Genomic DNA, 24,842 nt, shown 5'->3' on the forward strand with positions numbered 1-24,842 from the left:
GAGTATAGGAAAGCGGTACCGGCGGAGGCGCCGTGCGCCGCCGGGCGGCGCACCTGCCTTGACGCGCGTCAGCCGTGCAAGGCCTTCAGCACGTTCTCCGCAGTCGCCGGCGCGTCCAGCGCAACGCGCGCATGGCCGGTCGCGGCGGCCACCGCATCGCGCAGCGCCTCCCACACGCTGATCGCCAGCATGAAGGGCGGCTCGCCGACGGCCTTGCTGCCGCCGACGTTGTCCTCGCGATTCGCCTCGGGCCACAGCGCGATGCGCAAGTGCGCCGGCACGTCGCCGGTGGCCGGGATCTTGTAGGTGCTGGGCGCGTGGGTGGCGAGCTGCCCCTGCGCGTCCCACACCAGCTGCTCGGTGGTGAGCCAGCCCATGCCCTGGATGAAGCCGCCCTCGATCTGGCCCATGTCGATCGCCGGATTGATCGAGTGGCCGACGTCATGCAGGATGTCGACCTTCAGCACGCGGTTCTCGCCCGTCAGGGTGTCGATGGCGACCTCCGTGCAGGCGGCACCGTAGGCGAAGTAGTAGAACGGCCGACCGGTCAGCGTGTTCTTGTCGTAGTGGATCTTGGGCGTGCGGTAGAAGCCGTCGCTCCACAGCTGCACGCGCGAATGCCAGGCGTCGTCCACCAGCTGTTCCCAGGGCATGACTGCATCGGGCCCGCTCACCTGGCCGTGCGCGAAGATCACCTGCTCGGGCCGGCAGTTCTGCTTGTCGGCGACGTACTCCGCCAGGCGCTGGCGGATCTGGCGCGCGGCGAACTGCGCGGCGCGCCCATTGAGGTCGGTGCCGCTGGAGGCCGCCGTGGCGCTCGCGTTCGGGACCTTGCCGGTGTCGGTGGCGCTGATGCGCACCCGCTCGAAGGGCACGCCCAGTTCGTCCGCCACGAGCTGGCACACCTTGGTGTGCAGGCCCTGGCCCATCTCGGTGCCGCCGTGGTTCACCTGCACGCTGCCGTCGGTGTACACGTGCACCAGCGCGCCGGCCTGGTTGAAGAAGGTGGCCGTGAACGAGATGCCGAACTTCACCGGCGTGATCGCGATGCCGCGCCGGAGCACCGGGTGCGCCGCGTTCCACTGCGCGATCTCCGCACGCCGGCGCCGGTAGCCGGACTCCTGCTCGAGCCGCGCGATCAGCGGCGCGAGGATGTTGTCTTCCACCGGCATGGCGTAGTGCGTGACGTTGCGCTCCTCGATGCCGTACAGGTTGGCCTTGCGCACGTCGAGCGGGTCCTGGCCCAGCACGCGGGCGATGTCGCCGAGGATGGCTTCGGTCACGATCATGCCCTGCGGCCCGCCGAAGCCGCGGAACGCCGTGTGGCTCTGCACGTTGGTGCGGCAGCGGTACGAGACGATCTCCACGTCCGAGAGGAAGTACGCGTTGTCGACGTGGAACACCGCGCGGTCGGCCACGGGGCCGCTCAGGTCCGCGCTCCAGCCGCAGTTGGCGGCCAGCACCAGCTTCAGGCCGAGGATGCGGCCGCTGTCGTCGAAGCCGACTTCGTAGTCGTAGGCGAAGGGGTGGCGCTTGCCGGTGACCAGGAAGTCGTCGTCGCGGTCCAGCCGCAGCTTCACGGGCCGACCCGTCTTGCGCGCCGCGAGTGCCGCCCACAACGCGATGTGGCCGGCCTGCGTTTCCTTGCCGCCGAAGCCGCCGCCCATGCGGCGGCAGTCGACGCGCACCGCACTGGCGGGCACGCCCAGCGCATGCGCGATCCAGTGCTGCACCTCCGCCGGGTGCTGCGTGCTGGAATGGATCATCCACTGGCCCTGTTCCAGCGGCAGCGCATAACCGACCTGGCCTTCGAGGTAGAAGTGCTCCTGGCCGCCGACATCCAGCGTGCCGGCGAGCCGGTGCGGCGCGCGCGCGAGGCCCTGTTCCGGCTCGCCGCGGCGCACCGTCACCGGCGGCAGCACGAAGCTTTGCTGCTTCACGGCCTCGCGCACGTCGATCAGCGCCGGCAGCGGCTCGATCCGGACCTTCACCTGGCGCGCGGCGCGGCGGGCCTGCATGACGGTCTCGGCGACGACGACGCCGATCACCTGGCCCACGTATTCGACCGTGTCGCGGGCGAAGATCGGCTCGTCGTGCACGAAGGTGGCCAGGAAGGGATCGCCGGGGATGTCGCGCGCCAGGACCACGTCCCGCACGCCCTCCATCTGCAGCGCCTCGCTGGCGTCGACGGCGAGCAGGCGCCCGTGCGCCACCTTGGACAGGATCGGTGCCGCGTGCAGCGTCCCCTTCAGCTCGGGGATGTCGTCGACGTAGGTGGCCGCGCCCGCGACGTGCGCGCGGGCGCTCTCGTGGATGCGCGACTGGCCGATGGCGGGCTGGGCCGCCGCCCCGGTGACGAACTTCTCGGGCGCGTTCATGGCAGGGCGGCCTCCGCCAGGCGGAAGCTTTCCAGGTTGACGTCGGCGTGCCCCTGCGTCTCGAGCCAGAACCGCTGGACCAGGTTGGCCAGCACCTCGGCGCGATAGGCGGCCGAGGCGCGCATGTCGCTGATCGGGCGGAACTCCGCGCCGAGTGCCGCGGCGGCGCGCCGCGCCGCCTGCGCCGTCCAGGGTTGGCCGCGCAAGGCGGCCTCGGCCTGCACGGCTCGCGCCGGCGTGGCCGCGACACCGCCGGCGCCGATGCCGATCTCTTCGACCACACCGTCCCGCAGGCGCATGCGAATGGCCAGGCACACGGCGGAGATGTCGTCGTCGTAGCGCTTCGAGATCTTGTACGCGCGCAGGAACTCCTCCCCCTCTCCCGCCTGCGGGAGAGCGCCGGGGTGAGGGCTGCCTGTCCGCGGCACCTTGATCCAGCCGACCACCTCGTCGCCCGCCAGCACGTTCTGCCGATAGCCGGTGTAGAACTGCTCCAGCGGCAGCTCGCGCTCGCCGCGCACGCTGAGCAGCACCACGCGCGCTCCGAGCGCGATCAGCAGCGGCATGGAGTCGCCGATCGGCGAGCCGTTGGCCACGTTGCCGCCCAGGGTGCCGGCGTTGCGCACCGGCAGGCCGGCGAAGCGCTGGAAGAAGGCTGCGAGCTGCGGCCATTGCGCCGCCAGGGCCTCGGACGCGCTGGTCAGCGTGGCGGCGGCGCCGATGGTGAGGTGCTGCTCGTCGTGCGCGATGCGTTGCAGCTCCTGGACCTGCGTCACGTCGAGGACCTGCCCGAACTGCTGGTGCATCTTCGTGACCCACAGTCCCACGTCGGTGCAACCGGCGACCAGCTGCGCCTGCGGATGCGCGGCGCGCAGCCGCAGCAGCTCGGGCAAGCCCAGCGGCGCCAGGTAGGCGCTCGCGCCGCGGACGCCTTCCGACGCGCGCTGCGCGTGCAGCGCTTCGAGCTGGCGCAGGATCGCCTGCTCGTCCTGTTCGATGCGCGGCAGCGCCGCCATGGATTGCGCCGCATCGAGGATGGGCCGGTAGCCCGTGCAGCGGCAGAGGTTGCCCGACAGCTCTTCCTGCGCCAGTTCGCGCGTGACGGTTGCGCCGCGCAGCACATGGTTCTGGTACATGCCGAACAGGCTCATCACGAAGCCGGGCGTGCAGAAGCCGCACTGCGAGCCGTGCGCCTGCACCATCGCCTCCTGCGCGGGGTGCAGGGCGCCGTCGGAGCCGGCGAGGTCCTCCACCGTCCACAGCGCCATGCCGTCGATCGAGTGGGCCAGCCGGATGCAGGCGTTGATGGCTCGGTACCTGAGCCTCCCCTGGTCCGGCTCGGCGATGACCACGGTGCAGGCGCCGCAGTCGCCTTCGCCGCAGCCTTCCTTGGTGCCGGTCGCGCCCAGGTCCTCGCGCAGCACCTGCAGCAGCGTGCGTTCGGGTGGTACATTGGTCAAGCTGACGAGTTCGCCCCGGCGGCTGAATCGGATCGTCCTGGATTCCATAATTGCACTGAGTATGGGTCAATTCCGGCTGCAGTTCTGACAGGATAGACCGCCGCCGGAACCGGCGTGGCCCGCGTGCCCTCGCAGCATCCCCCCTGGGCTGAAACCGCAATCACGTGGAGACAGGACGAGTGAGCATTCCGCGCTTGCAGCTCGCGCACATCACGAAGCGCTATCCCTCGGTCGTGGCCAACAGCGACGTCTCGCTGCAGGTCCTACCGGGCGAGACGCATGCCGTCCTGGGCGAGAACGGCGCGGGCAAGTCCACGCTGATGAAGATCATCTACGGCGCCGTCAAGCCGGACGAGGGCAGCGTGATGTTCGACGGCCAGCCGGTCCACATCCGCAACCCGCAGGAAGCGCGGGCGCTGGGCATCAGCATGGTGTTCCAGCACTTCAGCCTGTTCGACACGCTCACCGTGGCGGAGAACGTCTGGCTCGGCCTGGACAAGAGCCTCACGCTGCACCAGGTGACGCACAGCATCACCGCCAAGGCACGCGAATACGGGCTCGAGGTCGACCCGGCGCGGCCGGTGCACACCCTGTCGGTCGGCGAGATGCAGCGGGTGGAGATCATCCGCGCGCTGCTCACCAACCCCAAGCTCCTGATCCTCGACGAGCCCACTTCGGTGCTCACGCCGCAGGCGGTGGAGAAGCTGTTCGTGGTGCTCAAGCAGCTCGCCTCCGAGGGCTGCAGCATCCTGTACATCTCGCACAAGCTGCACGAGATCCGCGAGCTGTGCACTGCCTGCACGGTGCTGCGGGGCGGCCAGGTGACCGGCGACTGCGATCCGCGGCGCGAGACCAATGCGTCGCTGTCGCGCATGATGATCGGGGCCGAGCCGCCGCAGCTGGAACACCACGAGCGCCAGCCGGGCCCCGTGGTCCTGCAGGTGCGCGGCCTGAGCCTGCCGCGCGAGGACCAGTTCGGGCACGACCTCGACGACATCAGCTTCGAGGTGCGGGCGGGCGAGGTGGTCGGCATCGCCGGCGTCTCCGGCAACGGCCAGCGCGAATTGCTGTTCGCGCTCTCGGGCGAGGACGAGCGGGCGGCGCCAGAGACGATCCAGGTGAGCGGCGTCCATGCCGGCCGGCTCGACCCCGCCGATCGGCGCGACCTGGGCATGCACTTCGTGCCGGAAGAACGCCTGGGCCGCGGCGCCGTGCCGGGCCTGAGCCTGGCGCAGAACCTGCTGCTCACGCGCACGGACGCCGTGAACCGCAGCGGCTGGATCGACGTCAAGGCGCTGCGGCAGCAGGCGCAACGCATCATCGGCAAGTTCAACGTCAAGGCCGGCGGGCCGCAGGCGGCGGCGAAGTCGCTGTCCGGCGGCAACCTGCAGAAGTTCATCGTCGGGCGCGAGATCGATGCCAATCCCAAGCTGCTGATCCTGTCGCAGCCGACCTGGGGCGTGGACGTGGGCGCTTCGGCGCAGATCCGCTCGGAGATCCTGGCCCTGCGCGACGCCGGTTGCGCGGTGCTGGTCGTGTCCGAGGAACTGGAGGAACTGTTCGAGATCAGCGACCGCCTGCACGTGATCGCCAAGGGGCGGCTGTCGCCCAGCATCGAGCGGGCGCGGGCGACGGTGACGCTGATCGGGGAGTGGATGAGCGGCTTGTGGGTGGTGCATCCGTTGCGGGAGGGTGCGGGGAGTGCCCTCACCCCAGCCCTCTCCCAGGGGGAGAGGGAGGAAATGCAGGGCAAGAACAATGTTTAAGCTGGAACCCCGGCCGGAGGCATCGCGTTTCTGGAGCATCGCTTCGCCGCTGCTGGCGCTGGTGATCACGGTGCTGCTCGGCACGCTGCTGTTCGTGGCGCTGGGCAAGGACCCGGTGCGCGGCTTGCAGGTGTTCTTCTGGGAGCCGATCAACTCCGCCTACCGCCTCGGCGAACTGATGGTCAAGGCGACGCCGCTGCTGATCATCGCGCTGGGGCTGGCCGTGTGCTTCCGCTCCAACGTGTGGAACATCGGCGCCGAAGGGCAGTTCGTGATCGGTGCCGTCGTCGCGGGCGGCGTGGCGCTGCTGGCGGGCAAGGACACCAGCCGCCTGATCGTGCTGGCGATCCTGCTGGCCGGCGTGGTCGGCGGCATGGCGTGGGCGGGCCTCACCGCGCTGCTGCGCGACAAGTTCAACGCCAACGAGATCCTGGTGAGCCTGATGCTCGTGTACGTGGCCACGCTCACCCTGAACTACATGGTGTTCGGCCCCTGGAAGGATCCGCAGGGCTACAACTTCCCGCAGACCAAGACCTTCGAGGCGGTGACGCAGATCCCGCGGCTGATGCAGGGCTCGCGCGTGAACATCGGCGTGCTGCTGGCGCTGGCGGGCGTGGCCGGCCTCTGGGTGTTCCTGTTCCGCACGCGCGCCGGCTTCGCCCAGCAGGTGGGCGGCCTCGCGCCCGCGGCGGCGCGCTACGCGGGCTTCTCTTCACGCAAGGCGCTGTGGACGGCGCTGCTGGTGTCCGGCGGTGCCGCGGGCCTGGCCGGCGCGCTGGAAGTGGCGGGGCCGATCGGCCAGCTCACGCCCTACGTGCCGGCGGGCTACGGCTTCGCCGCGATCATCGTGGCCTTCGTCGGCCGGCTGCATCCGGTGGGCATGGTGTTCTCGGCCATCCTCATGAGCATGTTCTACATCGGCGGCGAGCTGGCGCAGTCGCGCCTGGGCCTGCCGAAGTCGCTGACCGGCGTGTTCCAGGGCCTGCTGCTGTTCACGCTGCTCGCCTGCGACACGCTGATGGCGTATCGCATCCGTTTCCTGCCTTCCACGCCGACCCAGGCTTGACATGGACCAGTACGCACTCCTCTTCGCCTCGATGCTCAACGCGGGCACGGTGCTCGCCATCGCCGCCCTGGGCCTGTTGATCAACGAGAAGGCCGGCATCGTGAACCTCGGCGCCGAGGGCATGATGCTGTGCGCCGCGATCGCCGGCTTCGTGACCGTGGTGCACACGGGCAACGACTGGATCGGCTTCCTCGCCGGCATGGGCGCAGGGGCGCTGCTCGCCGCCGCCTTCGGCCTGCTGGTGATCTGGATGAACACCAACCAGTACGCCACCGGCCTGGCCCTGAGCCTGTTCGGCGCCGGCTTCTCCGCCTTCGCCGGCATCCAGTACGTGCAGGAGAAACTGCCCGAGCGGCCGCACTTCTCGCTGCCGCTGCTGGGCGACATCCCGGTGCTCGGGCCCGCGCTGTTCCGCCAGCATCCGATGGTCTATCTCGCCATCGGCCTGGTGATCTGGCTGGTATGGTTCCTCGATCGCTCGCGCGCCGGGCTGGTGCTGCGTTCGGTGGGCGAGTCGCCCGAAGCGGCGCACGCGCTCGGTTATCCGGTGCGGCGCATCCGGCTGATGGCGGTGGTGGCCGGCGGCGCGCTGTGCGGCCTGTCGGGGGCCTACATCTCCGTGATCTACACGCCGCTGTGGGTGGAGGGCATGGTGGCCGGCAAGGGCTGGATCGCGCTGGCGCTCACCACCTTCGCCACCTGGCGGCCCGCACGTGTCCTGCTGGGCGCCTATCTCTTCGGCGGCGTGACCATGCTGCAGTTCCAGCTGCAGGGTGCGGGCGTCGAGGTGCCGAGCGAATTCCTGAACATGCTGCCCTACCTGGCGACGATCGTGGTGCTGGCCCTCATCTCGCGCAATCCCGCCTGGATCCGCGTCAACATGCCGGCCTCCCTTGGTAAGCCCTTCTATCCCGGAACATAATTCGTCTTTCACCCCAACCGTCCCCCAGAGGAACTGGCATGACCGATTTGAAGAAGCGCTCCCTGCTCCAGGCCGCGGCCCTGGCCGCCGCCGTGGCCGGCCTGGCCGCCTGCAGCAAGCAGGAGAGCCCTGCGCCGGCCCCCGCGCCCGCCACCACCGCGGCCGCCCCGGCGTCGGCCCCCGCACCCGCCGCGCAGAAGCTCAAGATCGCCTTCGCCTACGTCGGCCCGGTGGGCGACGGCGGCTGGACCTTCGCGCACGACAACGGGCGCAAGGCGATGGAGAAGGAATTCGGCGACAAGGTCGAGACCAGCTTCGTCGAGAAGGTGCCCGAGTCGGCCGATGCAGAGCGCGTGATGCGCGACATGGTGAGCCAGGGCAACAAGCTGATCTTCGGCACCACCTTCGGCTACATGGAGCCGATGCTCAAGGTTGCGGCGGACAACAAGGACGTGAAGTTCGAGCACGCCACCGGCTACAAGACGGCCGAGAACCTGCGCACCTACGACAGCCGCACCTACGAAGGCGCCTACATGGCCGGCGTGATCGCCGGGGCCATGACCAAGACCAACACGCTGGGCGTGGTCGGCTCGATCCCGATCCCGGAGGTGGTGCGCAACATCAACAGCTTCACGCTGGGCGCCCTGTCGGTGAACCCGAAGATCAAGACGCGCGTCGTGTGGGTGGGCGACTGGTTCAATCCGCCGAAGGAAACGGAAGCGGCCACCTCGCTGATCAACGGCGGCGCCGACGTCCTGATGCAGAACACCGATTCGTCCGCCGTGCTGCAGACGGCCGAGAAGATGGGCAAGCGCGCCTTCGGCTGGGACAGCGACATGAGCAACTACGGACCCAAGGCGCACCTCGGTTCCGCGGTGATCAACTGGGGGCCGTACTACATCAAGGCCGTGCGTGACGTCCTGGAGAACAAGTGGACCACGGGCCAGAGCTGGTGGGGCGTGAAGGAAGGCGCGATCGATTTCGTGAACGTCGCCGCGGACGTGCCGGACACCGCCAAGCAGGAGCTCGAGAAGGTCAAGGCCGGCCTGAAGGACGGCAGCCTCGTGATCTGGAAGGGCCCGCTGCAGGACAACGCCGGCAAGGAAGTGCTGGCGAGCGGCACCAACGCCGACGACAAGTTCCTGGGCGGCATCAACTTCTACGTCAAGGGCGTGGAAGGCAAGGTGCCGGGCGCGGCGGGCAAGTAAGGCCTCGCAGTCTTCGTATCGGAGCCGGAGCGGTGCGAGCCGCTCCGGCTTTTTTCTGTCTTGGGCTGCGTAGGCTGGCGGTGAAGCGAAGCGAAACCCCAGCGTTTGCCGCGGCCCGTGGCCCGAGTCCTCCCTTCCGCGCGGCTTCCGGCTACCCATCGGCGTGCGCCGCCGTATGCTGTACCCACCATGCATGCATCCGTCCCCACCGACCTGCCGGCCCTGCTGGCCGCGATGCCCAAGGCCGAACTGCACATCCACATCGAAGGCTCGCTGGAGCCCGAGCTGATGTTCCAGCTCGCGCGCCGCAACGGCGTGACCCTGCCGTATGCGAGCGTCGAGGACTTGCGCAAGGCGTATGCGTTCAGCAACCTGCAAAGCTTCCTCGACATCTACTACGCCGGCGCCAGCGTGCTGCTGCACGAGCAGGACTTCCACGACATGGCGTGGGCCTACCTGCAGCGCGCGCGGCACGACAACGTGCTGCGCGCCGAGATCTTCTTCGATCCGCAGACGCACACGGCGCGCGGCGTGAGCATGGAGACGGTGATGGGCGGGCTGCACCGGGCCTGCACCGATGCGAAGAACCTGGGCGTCGACGCCGAACTGATCCTGTGCTTCCTGCGCCACCTGAGCGAGCAGGAGGCGTTCGAGACGCTGGAGGCGGCGCTGCCGCTGCGCGATCGCTTCATCGGGGTGGGCCTGGACTCGAGCGAAGTGGGGCATCCGCCGGAGAAGTTCGCGCGCGTGTTCGCGCGGTGCCGCGAGTTGGGGCTGCACCTCGTGGCGCACGCGGGCGAGGAGGGGCCGCCGGAGTACGTGTGGTCCGCGCTCGACGTGCTGAAGGTCGAACGCATCGACCATGGTGTGCAATCGGCCAGGGATCCGGCGCTGATGCAGCGGCTGGCGCAGGACCGCATCCCGCTCACCGTCTGCCCGCTGTCGAACCTGAAGCTGCGCGTGTTCCCCGACCTGGCGCAGCACAACCTGCGGGCGCTGCTCGATGCCGGCCTGGTGGCCACCGTGAACTCGGACGATCCGGCCTACTTCGGCGGCTACATCAACGCGAACTTCCTCCAGACGTTCGCCGCCACGGGCCTCGATGTGCGGCACGCCTACCAGCTGGCGCGCAACAGCTTCGAAGGCAGCTTTGCGCAGGCGTCGGCGAAGCGGCGCTACATCGAGCGGCTGGATGTGGAGTTCAACGCCGCGTAGGCTGGTGGTGACGCGCGCAAGCGCCGGAACCCCGGCGCTGGGGTTCGCGCGCTGGCGCGGCTCACCGCCAGCCTGCGATACCGCGCGTGCGGTCCACCGGCCGGATCAGTCCTCCAGCTTCAACCCCGTGCTGCGCACGAACGCGCTCCAGCGCTCGTACTCCTGCCGCGCGTGCCGCTCCACGCCCGGGCCGTCGGTGGCCATCACCTCGAAGCCGGCCTGCGTCAGCTTCGAATGCACCTCGGGCGAATTCAGCGTCGCACGGAATTCGTCGGTGAGCTTGCGCAGCGTCTCGGGCGGCGTGCCCGCCGGCGCGAAGATGCCGATCCACGAATAGGCCTCGAAGCCGGGGAAGCCGGATTCGGCCACCGTCGGCACGTCCGGCAGTTCGGGCAGGCGCCTGGCGCCGGTCACGGCAAGCGGCTTGATCTTGCCGCCGGCGATCTGGCCCTTGAGCGCCGCGAAGCTGAGGAGCGTGAGCTGCGACACGTCGCCCAGCACCGCCTGCACCGCCGGCCCGCCACCGCTGTAGGGGACGTGCAGCACGAACACGTTGGCGCGGCGCTTGATGTCCTCCATCACCAGGTGGTTCATCGAGCCGACGCCGGTTGACGCATAGCTGAATTTCGCCGGCTGCCGGCGCGCATCCTCCAGGAAGCCGCGCAGGTCCTTCGCCGTCACCGAAGCGGAGGCGCCGATCACGAGCGGAAAGCGCACCGCCAGCGTGACGCCGGCGAAGTCCTTGAAGGTGTCGTAGGGCAGCTTCGGCTTGGCGATCGGGTTGATCGCATGCGTGTCGAAGCTCACGAGCAGCGTGTTGCCGTCGGGCGGCGCCTTGGCCACGAAGCTGGTGGCGACCTGGCTGGCCGCGCCCGGCTTGTTGTCGACCACCACAGGGCGGCCGATGCGCCTGGCGAGCTCGGGCTGGATGATGCGCGCCGCGATGTCGGTGCTGCCGCCGGGCGGGAAGGTGACCACCAGGCGCAGGGGGGTGTCGCCCTGCGCGAAGGCGCCCGTGCCCCAGGCCATCGCTGCAATGGCGGCCAGGATCACGCGCCGGTTCGGACTGCTGCTCATCGTTCTGCCTTTCTTCTGGAAAAGGGGAGATTCAACCCATCCACTGGCTCACGGGCACCGCCGTGTCCTGCAGTTCCTGCGAGATCACGTCGACCAGCGCCGGGCCGTCGTGCGCCAGCGCCGCCTTCAGCACGCCGTGCACGTCCGCCGGATCCTCGATGCGCCACGCCTTCACGCCGAAGGCCTCGGCGACGCGAGCATGGTCGGTGCGGCTGAAATCGACGGAGAAGTAGCGTTGCCCGTAGCCGGTCTTCTGGCTGGCCTTGATCCAGCCGAAGACGGAGTTGGAGAACACCACCATCTTGAGCGGGATCTTGCGCCGCACCACGGTCTCGAGTTCGCCGCAGGTGAAGCCGAAGCTGCCGTCGCCCATCACGCAGACGACCATCGCGTCGGGGCGGCCGAACTGCGCGCCGACCGCGGCCGAGAGCGAGAAGCCCAGGGCGCCGTGCGCGCGGTTGGTGATGAAGTGGCGGCCCGCCTGCGGCGCATCGAAGTAGGCGGAGAAATAGGGGCAGGGCGTGCCGGGGTCGGCGACCACGATGGCCTCGCGCGGCAGCAGCTTGTTGAGTGCATCGACCACGCGCTCGGGCTTGACCGGGCGGTCCTGCGATTCGGCCAGGCCGGCGAAGAATGCGTGCTTGTCCGCGCGGGCCCGCGCCGTCACGGCGCGGCCGTCCGCCGCGTCGGCCGGACGGTCCGCGATGCGCCGCTGCACGGCGTCCGCCAGCGCGGCCAGCCCCAGCCGGGCGTCGCCGACCAGCGCCACGTCGGTGCGGTAGTTGGTGCCCAGGGTCATGGCGTCGATGTCCAGGTGCAGGATCGTGCGGTCGCGCCCCGGCATGTTCCAGTGCTCGGTGCTGGTGGACCCGGCGCGCGCGCCGATGAACATCACGAGGTCGGCCTGCGCGACCACCGCGCGCGTGGCCTCCACGCCGCCATTGGTCCCCACCACACCCGCATGCAGCGGATGCGCGCCCGCCAGGCTGCCCTGGCCGCTGACGGTCGTGCACACCGGCGCGTTGAGCAGCGTGGCCAGGCGATCGAGTTCCGCGCTGGCGCCCGAGATCACCACGCCGCCGCCGCAGAGGAACACCGGCGAACGCGCGGCGACCAGCGCCTGCGCCGCCCGCTCCACGTCGGCCGGATCGGGCGCGAAGCGGTAGGCCGGATAGCGGTCGTGCCCCGGCTGGGCCCACACCTCCTGCGCAGCGATGGCCTGCTTCTGCAGGTCGTACGGCAGGCAGATGTGCGTGGCGCCGGGGCGGCCGGTGGTCATGGCGCGGAACGCATTGCGCACCGCCTGCGGGATCTGGTCGACGCGGTCGATGCGCGTGTTCCACTTGGTCAGCGGCTGGTAGAGGGCAAGCTGGTCGAGTTCGGTCAGCGGGAACTTGCCGCGCGCGCCCACCGATACATCCGAGGTGATGCCCAGCACCGGGATGGCCGACTCGTTCGCCTCCACGATGCCCGGCAGCAGGTAGGTGGCGCCGCCGCCGCTCGGGCCCTCGCACACGCCGGGCCGGCCGGTCACGCGCGCGTAACCGTCGGCCATGTAGGCGGCGCTGCGTTCGTCGCGCGTGAGCACGTGGTCCATGCCGTGGTCCAGCCGGGCCAGCGCGTCGTAGAAGGGCAGGCTGGTGTCGCCGCACAGGCCGAAGATGTGCTTCACGCCATACAGCTGCAGCATGCGCACCAGCGCTTCGGCACCGTTCATGGGGGTCATTCCGCGTCCTTCAAGCTGAGCGGGCGAGTATAGGCAGGGCACTCCAGAAACTGCACCGGGGCCGCCCGGGAGCCACACCTTCGTATGCACCTGGCAGGGTTTGTAGGCGAATGCCTCGTGATGGCCGGAACTTTCTCCGACAGATGCACCCTAGGAGGGATGACCGCTGCGCAACGCACCCTTTCCACCCGCTGGTGGGTGGCCCTCCTGGCCCTCTTCGTCTTCCTCGCCCCGCTCGAAAGCTTTGCGGCGAAGCCGCGTGCGAAAAAGGTGGTAGCCACGAAGACCCACCACGCATCGAAGGCGAAGCACGTCACGAAAGCCAGGAAAGTGGCCCAGGCGAAGCGCGCCAAGTCCGTGAAGGCCGGGGCCAGGAAGAAGGTGGCCGCGGCGCCGCGCCGCGTGGTCCGCATCGAGATGCTGCCGGTCGATCCGGACAAGCTGCCCCTGAAGGCGCGCGTGGCCTACGTGATCGACACCGAGAGCGATGAGGTGCTGCTGGGCAAAAACGACGACGACGTGCGGCCGATCGCCTCCCTCACCAAGCTGATGACCGGCCTGATCGTCTCGGAGGCGCGGCTGCCGATGGACGACAAGATCACCATCACCAGCGACGACGTCGACCGCGTCAAGCACAGCAGCTCGCGGCTGCAGGTGGGCACCGTGCTCACGCGCAGCGAGGCGCTGCACCTGGCGCTGATGTCCAGCGAGAACCGCGCCGCCCATGCGCTGGGGCGCAGCTACCCGGGCGGCCTGTCCGCCTTCGTCAGCGCGATGAACAACAAGGCGCGCCAGCTCGGCATGCTGCAGACCCGCTACGTCGATCCGACCGGGCTGTCGAGCGGCAACCAGTCCAGCGCCCGCGACCTCGCCGTGCTGGCCGAAGCGGCCTACACGCACCCGCTGATGCGCAAGTACTCCACCTCGCGCGGCTACGAGATCGAGGCCGCCGACGGCCGCGAACTCACCTACGTGAACACCAACCGCCTGGTGCGCGAAGGCGCGTGGAAGATCGGCCTGCAGAAGACGGGCTACATCTCCGAGGCCGGCCAGTGCCTGCTGGTGCAGACGCAGGTCAAGGGCCGCAACCTGATCATGGTGTTCCTCGACTCGGCCAGCAAGATCACGCGCATCCGCGATGCCGAGATCGTGAAGCGCTGGCTGCACCAGCACGGGGAAGTCTGATCCGATCTGCTCCCTCCCCCTCTGGGAGAGGGAGGAAGACCGGGGTCAGGCGGTCGCCTGCTCGCGCTCGGTGTGCACCGGGCTGGCCTGCGACTGGCCCGTCACCGCACTCAGCTGCGTGTCCCACTTCCACGCCGCCGTCTCCGGGTTCGGCACGCAGACGTAGATCTCCTCGGCCGGCCGGCCCGTGACGCGCAGGCCGCTGGAGCGCAGCATGGCTTCGATGCCGGCGTGGTTTGGCACCCACCAGTTGGTAGGGTCGCCGGAGAACTTGTGCTCGATGAAGGCCATCTTGGGCCAGCCGGCGGCCAGCAGCGGTTCGCGCTCGGTGATCGGGTGGTCCGAGGTGTCGGGGTAGACCTCCTCGCCGGGTAGCGAGAGGGTCTGGAACACCATCATGCGGCGCGTGCGCTGCGACAGGATGTCCAGCGCCAGCAGCGGATAGCGCAGGTGGTAGAACACACCCATGAACCAGACCAGGTCGAACTGCTCGTTCGAGCGCGCGAGCTCGTAGACCTGCTGCTCGCGGAACTCCACCTGGTCCTGCAGCCCGAACTGGCGCGCGGCCCAGCGGGCCTGCGCGAGGTACAGGGGCTCCATGTCGATCGCCACCACCGCGGCGCCGCGCCGGGCCAGCTCGAAGCTGTAGAAGCCCGCGTTGCAACCGACATCCAGCACACGCCAACCTTTCAGGTCCTGGGGAATGCTGCCCTGGATCTGCTGCCACTTGAAGCTGGGGAAGTCGCCGCCCAGGAAATGGTCCGGCACGGTCTGCAGCCCGCCGGGCAGGTGCAGGTTGTGGAACCAGGGGCCGAGCGCCTCGACCTGGCGCTGCAGTTCGCTCGTTTCTTCTGCCATGGAGACCTCCCTCGTGCCTACGCCGCCACGCCGCTCAGGAGCGCCGCCGCATGGGCCTCCAGTTCCTCGGCGCGGTGGGCCGCCGTGTGCTGCGCCAGGATGCGCTTGCGCGCGCGTTCCGCCATGCGCAGCCGCTCCTGCTCGCCGAAGCGCTGCAGGATGTCGAGCACGTCGATCGTGCGGTCCACCAGCAGGATCTCCTGGTGCGGCACCAGCAGCGACTCGATGCCCGGCCAGCGGTCGCTGAGGATCGGCGTGCCGCAGGCCGCGGCCTCGAACAGGCGCACGCTGGGCGACCAGCCGGCGCGGATCATGTCGGCGCGCGTCACGTTGAGCGTGAAGCGCTGGCGGTTGTAGAAGCGCCGGTGTTCCGCCGGTGGCAGGTGCGGCGCGTGCTGCACGTTGGCGGGCCACAGTTCGGTCTCGGGGTACTGCGGGCCCGCGACGATGAAGCGGCCCTGTGGGCGCGCGCGCGCCGGCGCTAGCAGGAAGGCCTGCACGCTCGGCTGCCGGTCGTCGCTGTACGTGCCCATGTAGCCGAGGTCCCATTCAGGCTCCTGTGGCTCGGGGAAGTACAGCTCCGGATCGAAGGAGCAATAGAGCACGCGGGCGCAGGGCGAGCCGAACTCGCGCTCCAGGCGCTCGAGCGTCGGGCCCCCGGTGAAGGACAGGTACAGGTCGTAGTGCGCGATCTGGCGCGGGTGCAGGTACTCGAAGTCGCCCCGGTCCAGCTTGGCGAGCGTCACCGGCGTGTCGATGTCGTAGAAGGCGGTGACGCCGCGCGCTTCCTGCTGCACCCAGTCGCCGACGCGCACGCCGTCGGGAACGTAGGAGCCGACGATCACCAGGTCGGCGTCGCGCACCGCCTCCACATGCTGCCCCTGCAGTTCCTCGAGGCTGCCGTACAGGACGGTCGTGCCCCACGGCGGTTCGGGCAGGTCGCGGTGCGACGCGTACCAGGGCACGTCGCGTTCCAGGAACAGGAGCTCGTGGCCGCGCCGCGCCAGTTCGCGCACCAGGCCGCGGTAAGTGGTCGCGTGGCCGTTGCCCCACGAGGACGTGATCGACAGGCCGAGGATGACGATCTTCATGCGGCCTCCGCGACCGCCGCGGTGCGGCAGCCTTGCAGCACGGCGTCGAACTGCGCTGCGCGATGCGCATAGGTGTGCTCGGCCAGCACGTGCCGGTACGCGGCCTGGCCGATCGCGCGCGCGCGTTGTGCATCCAGCGACGCCACGTGCTGCGCCACCTCGTCGCCGCTGCGCGCCACGAGCACTTCGCGCCCGGGCTCGAAGAAGGTTTCCAGCCCCTCCCAGGCGTCGGTGATCAGGCAGGCGGCGGCACCGGCCGCCTCGAACACGCGCGTGGCCGGCGAGAACCCGTAGCGGGCCATGCTTTCGCGGCTGACGTTCAGCACCGCCCGCGGCGTGCAGTTGAAGGCGTTGTGGTCGGCGGTGTAGACGTGGCCCAGGTAGCGCACGTTGGCCGGCAGCCCCTTGTCGCCCCACCCGCTGCCCCCGAGCAGCATGCGCTTTTCCGGCAGTTCCGCGGCGGCGCGCAGGAAGAACTCCTCGACCCGCGCTTCGCGATCCGGCAGGCGGTTGCCGAGGAAGGCGAGGTCGCACTCGAAGCGCGGCTCGGGCGGCACCGGATGGTGCGTGCTCGGGTCGAGCGCGTTGTAGATCGGCACGCAGTCGCGCGCCCCCAGCGCCAGGTAGGCCTGGCGCACCGGCTCGCCGCCGCCATAGGTGAGGACGAGGTCGTAGCGCGGGATCAGCGGCAGGAAGGGATCGGCCGCGTCGCCATGCACGCGGTCCAGCGTGGCCGGCGCATCGACGTCCCAGAACGCGACCAGGGTGCGGGGCGATTGCAGGTCCAGCACCGCGCGTTCGAGCAGTGCGTCGTGCACGCCGACACCGCTGGCCTTGACCACGAGGTCCGCACCGCGCGCCTGTTCCACCGTCGTCAGCACCTCGGCCTCGGTCTGCGCCGGGTAGACGACCACCTTCGCCCAGGGCGGATCTGCCATGTCGCGGTGCTTCTGCCGGTCGTAGGCATCCGGCTCGAAGAAGGTCACCTCGTGTCCGCGCTCGTGCAGCGCGCGCACGATGCCGCGGTAGTAGGTGGCCGCGCCGTTCCAGTAGGCCGACACCAGGCTGGAGGCGAAGAACGCGATCTTCATCGTTGGGGCTCTCCCTGTGGCTTCGTTGTGTTCAGCGCGCCTGCGGGCGGCGCGGCCTGCGACTGCGCGGGCGCGATCTCCGCATAGATGTCCAGCAGTTCGTCGACGCGGTGGGCGCAGGTGTGGCGCGCGAGGATGGTGCGCCGGCCGTGTTCGGCCAAGGCCTGCGCCAGCCGCGGCTGGTGCAGCACGTCGTGCAGGTGGCCTCGCATCTCGTTGCCGTTGCGCGCCACCAGGTAGTCCTCGCCCGGCTCGAACAGGCCCTCGCAGTCGTCCCAGGGCGCACAGACGAGCGGGATGCCGCAGGCCAGCGCCTCGAAGACGCGAATGGTGGGGATGCCCGGCAGGGCCTGCACGTAGGGGCGGCGTGGCACGTGCACGGTGACGCCGTAGCGCGCGAACACCCGCGGTGCCTCGTAGTTCGGCAGCCAGCCGCCATAGGCGATGCCGGCGTCTCCCAGCGCCTGCAAGGCATGCTCCGGATAGCGCACCCCGTGGATGCGCGCCTTCAGGCCCAGGCTGCGCACGGGCCCCAGCAGGAACTCGTGCAGTTCGGCCGTGCGTTCCTCGTCGCCCCAGTTGCCGATCCAGACCAGGTCGCCTTCGCGCGGCTCGCCGGGCAGCGGCCGGAACACGCGAGGGTCGGCGGCTTCGTGCCAGGTCCAGGCCCGCTCGGCCCAGCCCTTGGCGCGGTAGAGGTCGCGGATCGCGCTGCCGAAGGCCAGCACGCCGTCGTAGTGGCGCAGGTCGTAGGCGGCCATGCTCTCGGGCGCGGTCACGGCGCGGTGGTGCGTGTCGTGGAACAGCAGGCGGTAGTGGGGATTGGCCTTGCGGTGCTCGCCGATGCGCTGCACCAGCGCGTGCTCGTTCCACTCGTGCACGAGAACCAGGTCGGCGTCGGCCAGGGCGAGATCGAGATCGAGGGTCCCGGGCGGGTAGCGGTTGCTGTGGAGTTGCGGATAGGCGCGGGCGAAACCCTTCAGCGGGGTCGCGCCGTGTTCGGCCACGAGCTGGGTCACGCTCCACGCATCGGCCGGCTCGTAGACCTCGACGAAGTGCCCGCGCGCGATCAGGTCGGCGCAGACGCCGCGCAGGAAGTGCGCGTTGCCGTGGTTCCAGTCGGACTGCAGCGAGTGGCAGAAGACGATCACGCGCATGCCGCTTCCTCCGTGGCGCTCGCGGCGAAGCGCGGGACCAGCCGCGCATACGCTTGCAGGTAGGCCGCGCACTGGCGCGCCGGCGTGAAGCGGCCGGCGCGCGTGTGGGCGGCGGCGGCGAGCCGGGCGCGCTCGGAAGGCTGCTGGATCAGGCGCAGCAGCGCGGCCTGCAGGCCGGCGTGGTCGTCCGGGCGCACGTAGACGGCGGCGTCGCCCCAGGTCTCGCGCAGGCTGGGGATGTCTCCCAGCACCAGCGCGCAGCCGCTGAGCGCCGCTTCCAGCACGGACAGGCCGAAAGGTTCGTAGCGCGCCGGCAGCGCATAGATGGCCGCCTGCGCCAGCACGTGCGCGAGTTGCGCCCGCGGCAGTTCGCCCAGGCATTGCACGTGCTGCGCCACCGTCGCGCCGCCCTCCGGATGCTGCCAGGCCCCGGCCACCTTCACCGGCCAGGGGAGCTGCGGCGCCACCTGGTCCAGTGCCGCCAGGTTCTTGGCAGCGTCCCAGAAACGGCCTGCCGCGAGCACGAAGGGCTGCTTGCTGGCCGGTGTGAAGCGCTCGGCGTCCGCCGCGTTCGGCAGGACCAGGCCCCTGGCACCGTCGAAGCCGTAGTTCTCGGCCAGCGTGGCCAGCATGGCCCGCGTGGGCGCCGCGACCAGCGCCGCGCCGGCCAGGCCCTGCGTGACGCGCGTGCGGTAGGGGTTCCACTCCGGGGGGGCGGCGCTGCCATGCACCGCGCGCCACCAGGACAGCACGCAGGAATGCGCGACGACCAGCGTGGGTGCGCGGAACGGCAGGGCGCCGAAATCGAACTGGTTCAGGTGCACCAGGTCGGCATCGAACTCGCGCTCGAGCCGCAGCAACCAGGCACCGGCGGCGTCGACGTCCTGCCAGCAGTCCTGCATCCATTCGAGCTTGTAGGCCGAGGGGAACAGCTTCACGCGCGAGAAGTCGCACAGCGCCTGGCGCTGGTGTGCCGTCGGCGGCGCGCCCATCGAGGCCACCGCGACCTCGATGCCGCGCGCGTCCAGGGCGCGCGCCAGTTCGACGGCATAGGTCCAGACACCGCCGACGGTGTCTGCCGTCATCAGGACCCGCAGCGGACGCTCAGCGGCCATAGATGCGGTCCAGCACCGATGCCACCTGCACGATGCTTTCGATGGCGTTCTGGTAGCGCGCGCCGCCCGCCAGCCGCCGCGCCCAGTCGACGATGGCGCGGCCGCCCCAGGCGTCCGGTGGATCGGCCAGCGGGATGCGCCGCGTGCCTTCGAAGCGCGCCGCCGCGAAGTCGAAGAAGGAGCCGTCGACGTTGGTCATCGCGGCGCCGCCCTTGCTGCCGTGGAAGTGCGCCTCGATCACTGCGTCGCGCCCGGTCGAGATGTTCCAGGAGCAGGCGATGCGCACGACCGCCCCGCTGGCGAGCGCGAGTTCCGCCACGGCGTAGTCCTCGCAGGTCTCGCTGCCCGGAGCGAGCAGCTGGCCATTCGCGTAGAGCCGGCTGGTCACCCGCTCCACCTCGGGGAAACCGAGCGTCCACAGGGCGAGGTCGACGAGATGGATGCCGAGATCGATCGCGCAGCCGCCGCCTGCCAGCGCCGGCGTACGGGCCCAGCCCTTGTTCGGCCCGTAGGCGTTGTGGAACACCAGGTCCGCCGCGTACACGGGGCCCAGCTCGCCTTCGACGACGGCATTGCGGATGCGCCGCATGGCCTCGGTGTGGCGATAGGACAGGTCGACGCCCAGCAGCCGGTCGGCCTTGCGGGCCGCCTCGACGATCGCGGCATTCTCGGCCTGCGTGCGCGCCAGCGGCTTCTGGCAGAACACGGCCAGCCCGCGCTCCAGCACCTGCAGGGCCTGCTGGGCGTGCAGCGCGCTCGGCGTGGCGATCACCACCCCATCGAGTTCGTGCTGCAGCAGTTCGTCCAGCGTGGTGGCGATCGCCGCATCGGCCACGAGCTCGCGGGCGCGCGCGCGGACGGCCTCGGACGGATCCGCCACGGCGACCACGCGGCAGGCCTGCTCCTCGAGCAGCGCCTGCATGCGGTGCTGCCCGATCCAGCCGAGACCGAGGAAGGCGAGGCGGGGAAGGGAATCGTTGTTCTTCCGGGTGTTGCTCATGACGTGAGGACCAGCGCCTTCATGAATCCGTCGGGCCGGGTGCGCGTGAGTTCCAGCGCTTCGCCGAGGCGGTCGAGCGGCAGCTGGTGCGTGTAGAGCGGCGCGGGATCCATGATCCCCTGCGTCATCCATTCGACCGCGCGCTTCATGCCCGCCACGTAGGCCTGCGGATCGCGTTCGTGGGCGTTGATGACGTCGAGGCCGCGCCAGTTCCACAGTTGCACGTTGACCTGGCGCAGGCCGTCCTGGTGGTAGCCGGCGATGACGAGCCGGCCGCGTTCGGCGCAGAGCTCCCCGGCCAGGTTCAGCGGCCACTCCAGCCCGGTGCACTCGATCACGCGTTCGCAGAACCTGCCGTCGGTGAGCGCCTTGACCTTCTCGATGATCTTCCAGTGGTCGTCCAGCAGCAGCGTCTCGTCGGCGCCGGCCTGGCGGGCGAACTCCAGCGAGAAGGGGCGGCGCGACAGCGCGATGACGCGGGCGCCGGCGTGCTTGGCGAGCTGCGTGAGCAAGGCGCCCAGGAATCCGATGCCGACGATCGCCACCGTCTGGCCGGCGCGGATCTCGCTGCGCTGGAAGATGTTGGTCGCGCAGCCGAGCGGCTCGCCGAGCACGGGCTTGTTCGCCAGCGCCTCGGGCAACCTGATCACGGCCGTGGCTTCGGCGATGTCGTACTCCGCATGCGCGCGGTAGGTGAGGGCGGCGACGCGGTCGCCTTCGTTCAGGCCGGCGACGCCTTCGCCGATCGCGGCGACGCGGCCCCAGCCTTCATGCCCGGGCGCACCCGCCGGTTGCGGATAGTTGAACCATTCGCGGCCTTCCCACAGCGGCAGGCTCGAGGCGCACACCCCCGAGCCCTCGAGCCGGACCAGCACCTGCCCCCGCCCCGGCTCCGGCGCTTCGACACTGTGGACGGCCGCCTGCCCCGGGGCGGAGATCACCCCTGCATGCATGGGACCCACCCCCATCAGTGCGCTCCTGCCGCCACGCGCGCCGCCGGCGCCGGCGTGCCGCGCTTTTCCTGCGCCAGCCGCGCGGCCAGCCATTCGTACAGGCGCGCTATGCCGTCCTCGGCGGCCACCTTGGCTTGCCAACCCGTCTCGCGCTGGAACGCGCGCGTGTCGGAGACGTAGTAGCGCTGGTCGCCGGTGCGCCAGGCGTCGAGCGAGACCGGCGGGCGCTTGCCGTGCAGCTGCGCGATGCGATCGAGCAGGTCCTGCAGGCTGATGGCGTTGCCCGGCCCGCCGCCCATGTTGAAGGCGCGGCCCTTCAGGCGCGCCGCGTTCTGTTCGGCCAGCAGGAAGGCGTCGACCAGGTCGTCGACGAACAGCACGTCGCGCACCTGCATGCCGTCGCCGTACAGCGTGATGCGCTCGCCGCGCAGGGCGCGCAGGATGAAATGCGCGACCCAGCCCTGGTCTTCGGTGCCGAACTGGCGCGGGCCGTAGATGCAGCTCATGCGGAACACCAGCGTGGTCATTCCGTAGCTGCGCGCGTAGTCGACGACGTACTGGTCGGCCGTGCCCTTGGAGCAGCCGTAGGGGCTGTGGAAATCGAGCGGCCGCTGCTCGCTGATGCCGCGGGCCGTGACCTCCGCGTCCACCGGCAGGTAGCGCTGGCCCTGCACCGACAGCTCCAGGTCTTCGAGCCCGCCGTAGACCTTGTTGGTGGAGGTCATCACGATGGCCGGTGCGACCGGGCGCGCCCGCGCTGCCTCCAGCACGTTGAGCGTGCCGATGGCGTTGACCGCGAAGTCTTCCTGCGGGTTCTCCAGGCTGGTGGTCACCGCGACCTGCGCTGCGAAGTGGAAGATCTGCTGCACGCCGCAAACGGCCTTGGCCACCGCCGCGGCGTCCCGCACGTCGGCACGCACGAACTCCAGCAGCTCGCCGTGCTGCTGGCGCAGCCACTGCAGGTTCTGCTCCACGCCGGGACGCGACAGGTTGTCGAGCACGCGCACGCGCCGGCCCGCGGACAGCAGGCGGTGCGCGAGGTTGGAGCCGATGAAGCCGGCTCCGCCGGTGATCAGGGTGGTGGGGGTCGTCGGAGTCGTCATCGTCTTCACACCGTCAGGCCGCGGGCGCTGAGTTCGGCGCTGGCCTGCGCCACACGGTCGACGGCGGCCTGGCTGGCCAGCCAGGAGGACAGTTCGACCAGGCCGTCTTCCAGCCGGACCTGCGGCGTGAAGCCGAGGACCCGTTGGGCCTTGCTGATGTCGGCATAGCAGTGGCGGATGTCGCCGACCCGGTACTTGCCCAGGATCTCGGGCCGGACCTGTTCCTTGCCGACGACCTTGGCCAGCTTGGCGGCGATCTCGCGCACCGTCTGCGGCTGGCCGCTGCCGACGTTGAAGACTTCACCGGCGGCCTCGGGCGTCTCGAGCGCGAGGCGGCAGGCCCGCGCGATGTCGTAGACGCTGACGAAGTCGCGCTGCTGCAGCCCGTCCTCGAAGATCGCCGGCGGGTTGTTGTTCAACAGCCGCGCGGCGAAGATGGCGAGCACGCCGGTGTACGGATTCGACAGCGCCTGCCGCGGCCCGTAGGCGTTGAAGAAGCGCAGCGCCACGGTGGGGATGTTGTAGGCACGGCCGATCATGAGGCACAGCCGTTCCTGGTCGTACTTGGACAGCGCATACACGGAGGCCAGCGCAGGCTGCTTCGTCTCCGGCGTGGGCATCGGCTCCAACGCGCTGCCGGCTTCACCGGGGAATTCCCACTGGCCGGCCTTCAACTGCTCCAGCGTGCGCTCGCCCACCGTGCGCGGCAGGCCGGACGCACCGCGGTACAGGCCCTCGCCGTACAGGCTCATGCTCGATGCCACGACCAGCCGCTCCACCGGATTCTTCACCAGGGCTTCGAGCAGGACCGCGGTACCCAGGTTGTTCACGCGCGTGTAGTGTGCGACTTCGTACATGCTCTGGCCGACGCCCACCGCGGCCGCGAAGTGGTACACGGCGTCGATGCCCTGCAGCGCCTGATCGACCTTATCGCGATCGTTCACATCACCGACGACGAGCTCCACATCCTTCGCGAGGTAGTCGGGGCGCCGGCGGCTGTCGCCGTGCACCTGCGGGTCGAGCGCATCCAGGACCCGGACGTGATAGCCATGCGCCAGCAACTCGTCGGCCAGGTGCGAACCGATGAAACCAGCGCCTCCCGTGATCAGTACTTTCTGCATCGAGTGGCTTTCCTCGTTGTTGTGGATTCAACATGTTAGGTGGATGGCTCAACCGACGGGGCCGTTTTGGACGAAATTTTGAAAACGACCCACGGCTGAGCAGATTGTTTGTACGATGCCTTCCCGCCTCGCTGAGCCACGCTCGCCACGGCCGCAGATAAGGATCAACGAAAAAGGGAGAAAAGCCATGGGCAAGATCCGGGTCGCCATCATCGGCGTGGGTAATTGCGCATCGTCGCTGGTGCAGGGCGTCGAGTTCTATCGCGAGGCGCAGGCCGACGATTTCGTGCCCGGCCTGATGCACGTGGACCTGGCTGGCTATCGCCCCGGCGACATCGAGTTCACCGCAGCCTTCGACGTCAGTGCCCACAAGGTCGGGCTCGACCTGAGCGAAGCGATCTTCGCCGAGCCGAACAACACCCTGCGCTTCGCCGAGGTGCCGCACCTGGGCGTGCCGGTCTCGCGCGGCATGACGCACGACGGGCTGGGCACTTACCTGAAGGATGTGGTGCCGAAGTCGGACCGCAGCACCGACGACATCATCGGCATCCTGAAGGCGACGAAGACCGATGTCGTCGTTTCCTACCTGCCGGTCGGCTCGGAAATGGCGACCAAGTGGTACGTCGAGCAGATCCTGGAAGCCGGCTGCGGTTTCGTGAACTGCATCCCCGTGTTCATTGCTTCGCAGCCGTACTGGAACAAGCGCTTCGCCCAGCGGCGGCTGCCGATCATCGGCGACGACATCAAGTCGCAGGTGGGAGCGACCATCGTCCACCGCATGCTCACCGACCTGTTCCGCAAGCGGGGCGTGCGCGTCGACCGCACCTACCAGTTGAACGTCGGCGGCAATACCGACTTCCTCAACATGCTGGAGCGCGAACGGCTCGCCTCCAAGAAAATCTCAAAGACGCAGGCCGTCACCAGCCAGCTCGGACATCCGATGAAGTCCAACGACGTGCACGTCGGCCCGAGCGATTACGTGCCGTGGCTTGCCGACCGCAAGTTCGCCTTCATCCGCATGGAAGGCACTGCGTTCGGCAACGTTCCGCTCAGTTGCGAGCTGAAACTGGAAGTGTGGGATTCCCCCAATTCCGCCGGCGTGGTGATCGATGCGATCCGCTGCGCGAAGATCGCACTCGACCGCGGCATCGGAGGCGCGCTCAACGGCCCTTCGAGCTATTACATGAAGTCGCCGCCCCTGCAGTTCACCGACGACGAAGCGCGCGAGCTGGTCGAGGCGTTCATCCGCGGCGACGAGGAAGTCGCCGCCAAACCGAAGCGGCGCGCCGGCGGTGGCGCGCCCGCCGTCGGCAAGAAGCTGCCCACCCTGCAGAAGGACCTTTGAGCCCA

At 69.6% G+C, this 24,842-nt stretch carries 20 protein-coding genes; 7 read left to right on the forward strand and 13 right to left on the reverse strand.

The genetic code is table 11. From position 1 onward, the window contains the following. Positions 1-68: 68 nt before the first annotated feature. Together xdhB and xdhA are read right to left on the reverse strand one after the other, a co-directional pair. Positions 69-2,378, reverse strand: a complete 2,310-nt coding sequence (xdhB, locus tag JI746_RS17550) for a xanthine dehydrogenase molybdopterin binding subunit (protein ID WP_201691335.1) — start codon at positions 2,376-2,378, stop codon at positions 69-71. Then, entirely contained in the window at positions 2,375-3,886 is a 1,512-nt protein-coding gene (xdhA, locus tag JI746_RS17555; RefSeq protein WP_201691337.1) for a xanthine dehydrogenase small subunit, read from the reverse strand. Before xdhA ends, xdhB begins: the two co-directional genes overlap by 4 nt. Positions 3,887-4,017: 131 nt before the next feature. Here xdhA and JI746_RS17560 point away from each other — a divergent pair, with 131 nt between their 5' ends. The 5 genes from JI746_RS17560 (at position 4,018) to JI746_RS17580 (ending at position 10,015) form a co-directional block, all read left to right on the forward strand. Further along, complete coding sequence (locus JI746_RS17560; protein WP_201691339.1) at positions 4,018-5,604, forward strand: ABC transporter ATP-binding protein; 1,587 nt, start codon at positions 4,018-4,020, stop codon at positions 5,602-5,604. Then, positions 5,597-6,670 carry an ABC transporter permease gene (locus JI746_RS17565; protein ID WP_201691341.1) on the forward strand — a complete coding sequence of 358 codons (1,074 nt, stop codon included), beginning with the start codon at positions 5,597-5,599 and terminating at the stop codon, positions 6,668-6,670. Before JI746_RS17560 ends, JI746_RS17565 begins: the two co-directional genes overlap by 8 nt. Before the next feature lies 1 nt (position 6,671). Next, positions 6,672-7,592: an ABC transporter permease gene (locus JI746_RS17570; protein ID WP_201691342.1), complete on the forward strand. Its 921-nt coding sequence runs from the start codon at positions 6,672-6,674 to the stop codon at positions 7,590-7,592. Between the two features lie 38 nt (positions 7,593-7,630). Continuing rightward, positions 7,631-8,800 carry a BMP family ABC transporter substrate-binding protein gene (locus JI746_RS17575; RefSeq protein WP_201691343.1) on the forward strand — a complete coding sequence of 390 codons (1,170 nt, stop codon included), beginning with the start codon at positions 7,631-7,633 and terminating at the stop codon, positions 8,798-8,800. Between the two features lie 189 nt (positions 8,801-8,989). Then, positions 8,990-10,015, forward strand: a complete 1,026-nt coding sequence (locus tag JI746_RS17580; protein ID WP_201691344.1) for an adenosine deaminase — start codon at positions 8,990-8,992, stop codon at positions 10,013-10,015. Positions 10,016-10,120: 105 nt separating this feature from the next. Here the strand turns inward: JI746_RS17580 and JI746_RS17585 are convergent, their stop codons facing one another. Next, a complete protein-coding gene (locus tag JI746_RS17585; protein WP_201691345.1) occupies positions 10,121-11,092 on the reverse strand; it encodes a Bug family tripartite tricarboxylate transporter substrate binding protein in 972 nt (323 codons plus the stop codon). Positions 11,093-11,123: 31 nt separating this feature from the next. Further along, positions 11,124-12,818 (reverse strand): thiamine pyrophosphate-binding protein, encoded by a 1,695-nt coding sequence (locus JI746_RS17590; RefSeq protein ID WP_201691346.1) that lies wholly within the window; start codon positions 12,816-12,818, stop codon positions 11,124-11,126. A 159-nt stretch (positions 12,819-12,977) separates the two neighbouring features. On the opposite strand from JI746_RS17590, the gene JI746_RS17595 reads away from it, so the two are divergent. After that, positions 12,978-14,003 carry a D-alanyl-D-alanine carboxypeptidase family protein gene (locus JI746_RS17595; protein WP_201691347.1) on the forward strand — a complete coding sequence of 342 codons (1,026 nt, stop codon included), beginning with the start codon at positions 12,978-12,980 and terminating at the stop codon, positions 14,001-14,003. Positions 14,004-14,048: 45 nt separating this feature from the next. On the opposite strand, the gene JI746_RS17600 is transcribed toward JI746_RS17595, so the two are convergent. Genes JI746_RS17600 through JI746_RS17640 form a run of 9 tightly spaced genes read right to left on the reverse strand, consistent with a single transcriptional unit; the run spans position 14,049 to position 23,492 of the window. Further along, a complete protein-coding gene (locus JI746_RS17600) occupies positions 14,049-14,861 on the reverse strand; it encodes a TIGR04290 family methyltransferase (RefSeq protein ID WP_201691348.1) in 813 nt (270 codons plus the stop codon). Positions 14,862-14,878: 17 nt separating this feature from the next. After that, complete coding sequence (locus JI746_RS17605; RefSeq protein WP_201691350.1) at positions 14,879-15,952, reverse strand: CgeB family protein; 1,074 nt, start codon at positions 15,950-15,952, stop codon at positions 14,879-14,881. Then, on the reverse strand, positions 15,949-17,043 hold the full coding sequence (locus JI746_RS17610; RefSeq protein WP_201691352.1) for a CgeB family protein: 1,095 nt from the start codon (positions 17,041-17,043) through the stop codon (positions 15,949-15,951). The genes JI746_RS17605 and JI746_RS17610 overlap by 4 nt, the downstream gene beginning before the upstream one ends. Further along, positions 17,040-18,200: a CgeB family protein gene (locus tag JI746_RS17615; protein WP_201691354.1), complete on the reverse strand. Its 1,161-nt coding sequence runs from the start codon at positions 18,198-18,200 to the stop codon at positions 17,040-17,042. The genes JI746_RS17610 and JI746_RS17615 overlap by 4 nt, the downstream gene beginning before the upstream one ends. After that, complete coding sequence (locus tag JI746_RS17620) at positions 18,191-19,285, reverse strand: glycosyltransferase family 4 protein (RefSeq protein WP_236599915.1); 1,095 nt, start codon at positions 19,283-19,285, stop codon at positions 18,191-18,193. Before JI746_RS17620 ends, JI746_RS17615 begins: the two co-directional genes overlap by 10 nt. A gap of 19 nt (positions 19,286-19,304) precedes the next feature. Next, entirely contained in the window at positions 19,305-20,315 is a 1,011-nt protein-coding gene (locus JI746_RS17625; RefSeq protein ID WP_201691358.1) for a Gfo/Idh/MocA family protein, read from the reverse strand. Next, complete coding sequence (locus JI746_RS17630; RefSeq protein ID WP_236599916.1) at positions 20,312-21,283, reverse strand: MDR/zinc-dependent alcohol dehydrogenase-like family protein; 972 nt, start codon at positions 21,281-21,283, stop codon at positions 20,312-20,314. Before JI746_RS17630 ends, JI746_RS17625 begins: the two co-directional genes overlap by 4 nt. Beyond that, on the reverse strand, positions 21,283-22,371 hold the full coding sequence (locus JI746_RS17635; RefSeq protein ID WP_201691360.1) for an SDR family NAD(P)-dependent oxidoreductase: 1,089 nt from the start codon (positions 22,369-22,371) through the stop codon (positions 21,283-21,285). Before JI746_RS17635 ends, JI746_RS17630 begins: the two co-directional genes overlap by 1 nt. A 5-nt stretch (positions 22,372-22,376) precedes the next feature. Next, on the reverse strand, positions 22,377-23,492 hold the full coding sequence (locus tag JI746_RS17640) for an NAD-dependent epimerase/dehydratase family protein (protein ID WP_201691362.1): 1,116 nt from the start codon (positions 23,490-23,492) through the stop codon (positions 22,377-22,379). 187 nt (positions 23,493-23,679) lie between these two features. On the opposite strand from JI746_RS17640, the gene JI746_RS17645 reads away from it, so the two are divergent. Continuing rightward, positions 23,680-24,837: an inositol-3-phosphate synthase gene (locus JI746_RS17645; RefSeq protein ID WP_201691364.1), complete on the forward strand. Its 1,158-nt coding sequence runs from the start codon at positions 23,680-23,682 to the stop codon at positions 24,835-24,837. The last annotated feature ends 5 nt before the right edge of the window (positions 24,838-24,842 follow it).

Source organism: Ramlibacter alkalitolerans (assembly GCF_016722765.1).
GTDB classification, from domain to species: Bacteria; Pseudomonadota; Gammaproteobacteria; order Burkholderiales; family Burkholderiaceae_C; genus Ramlibacter; species Ramlibacter alkalitolerans.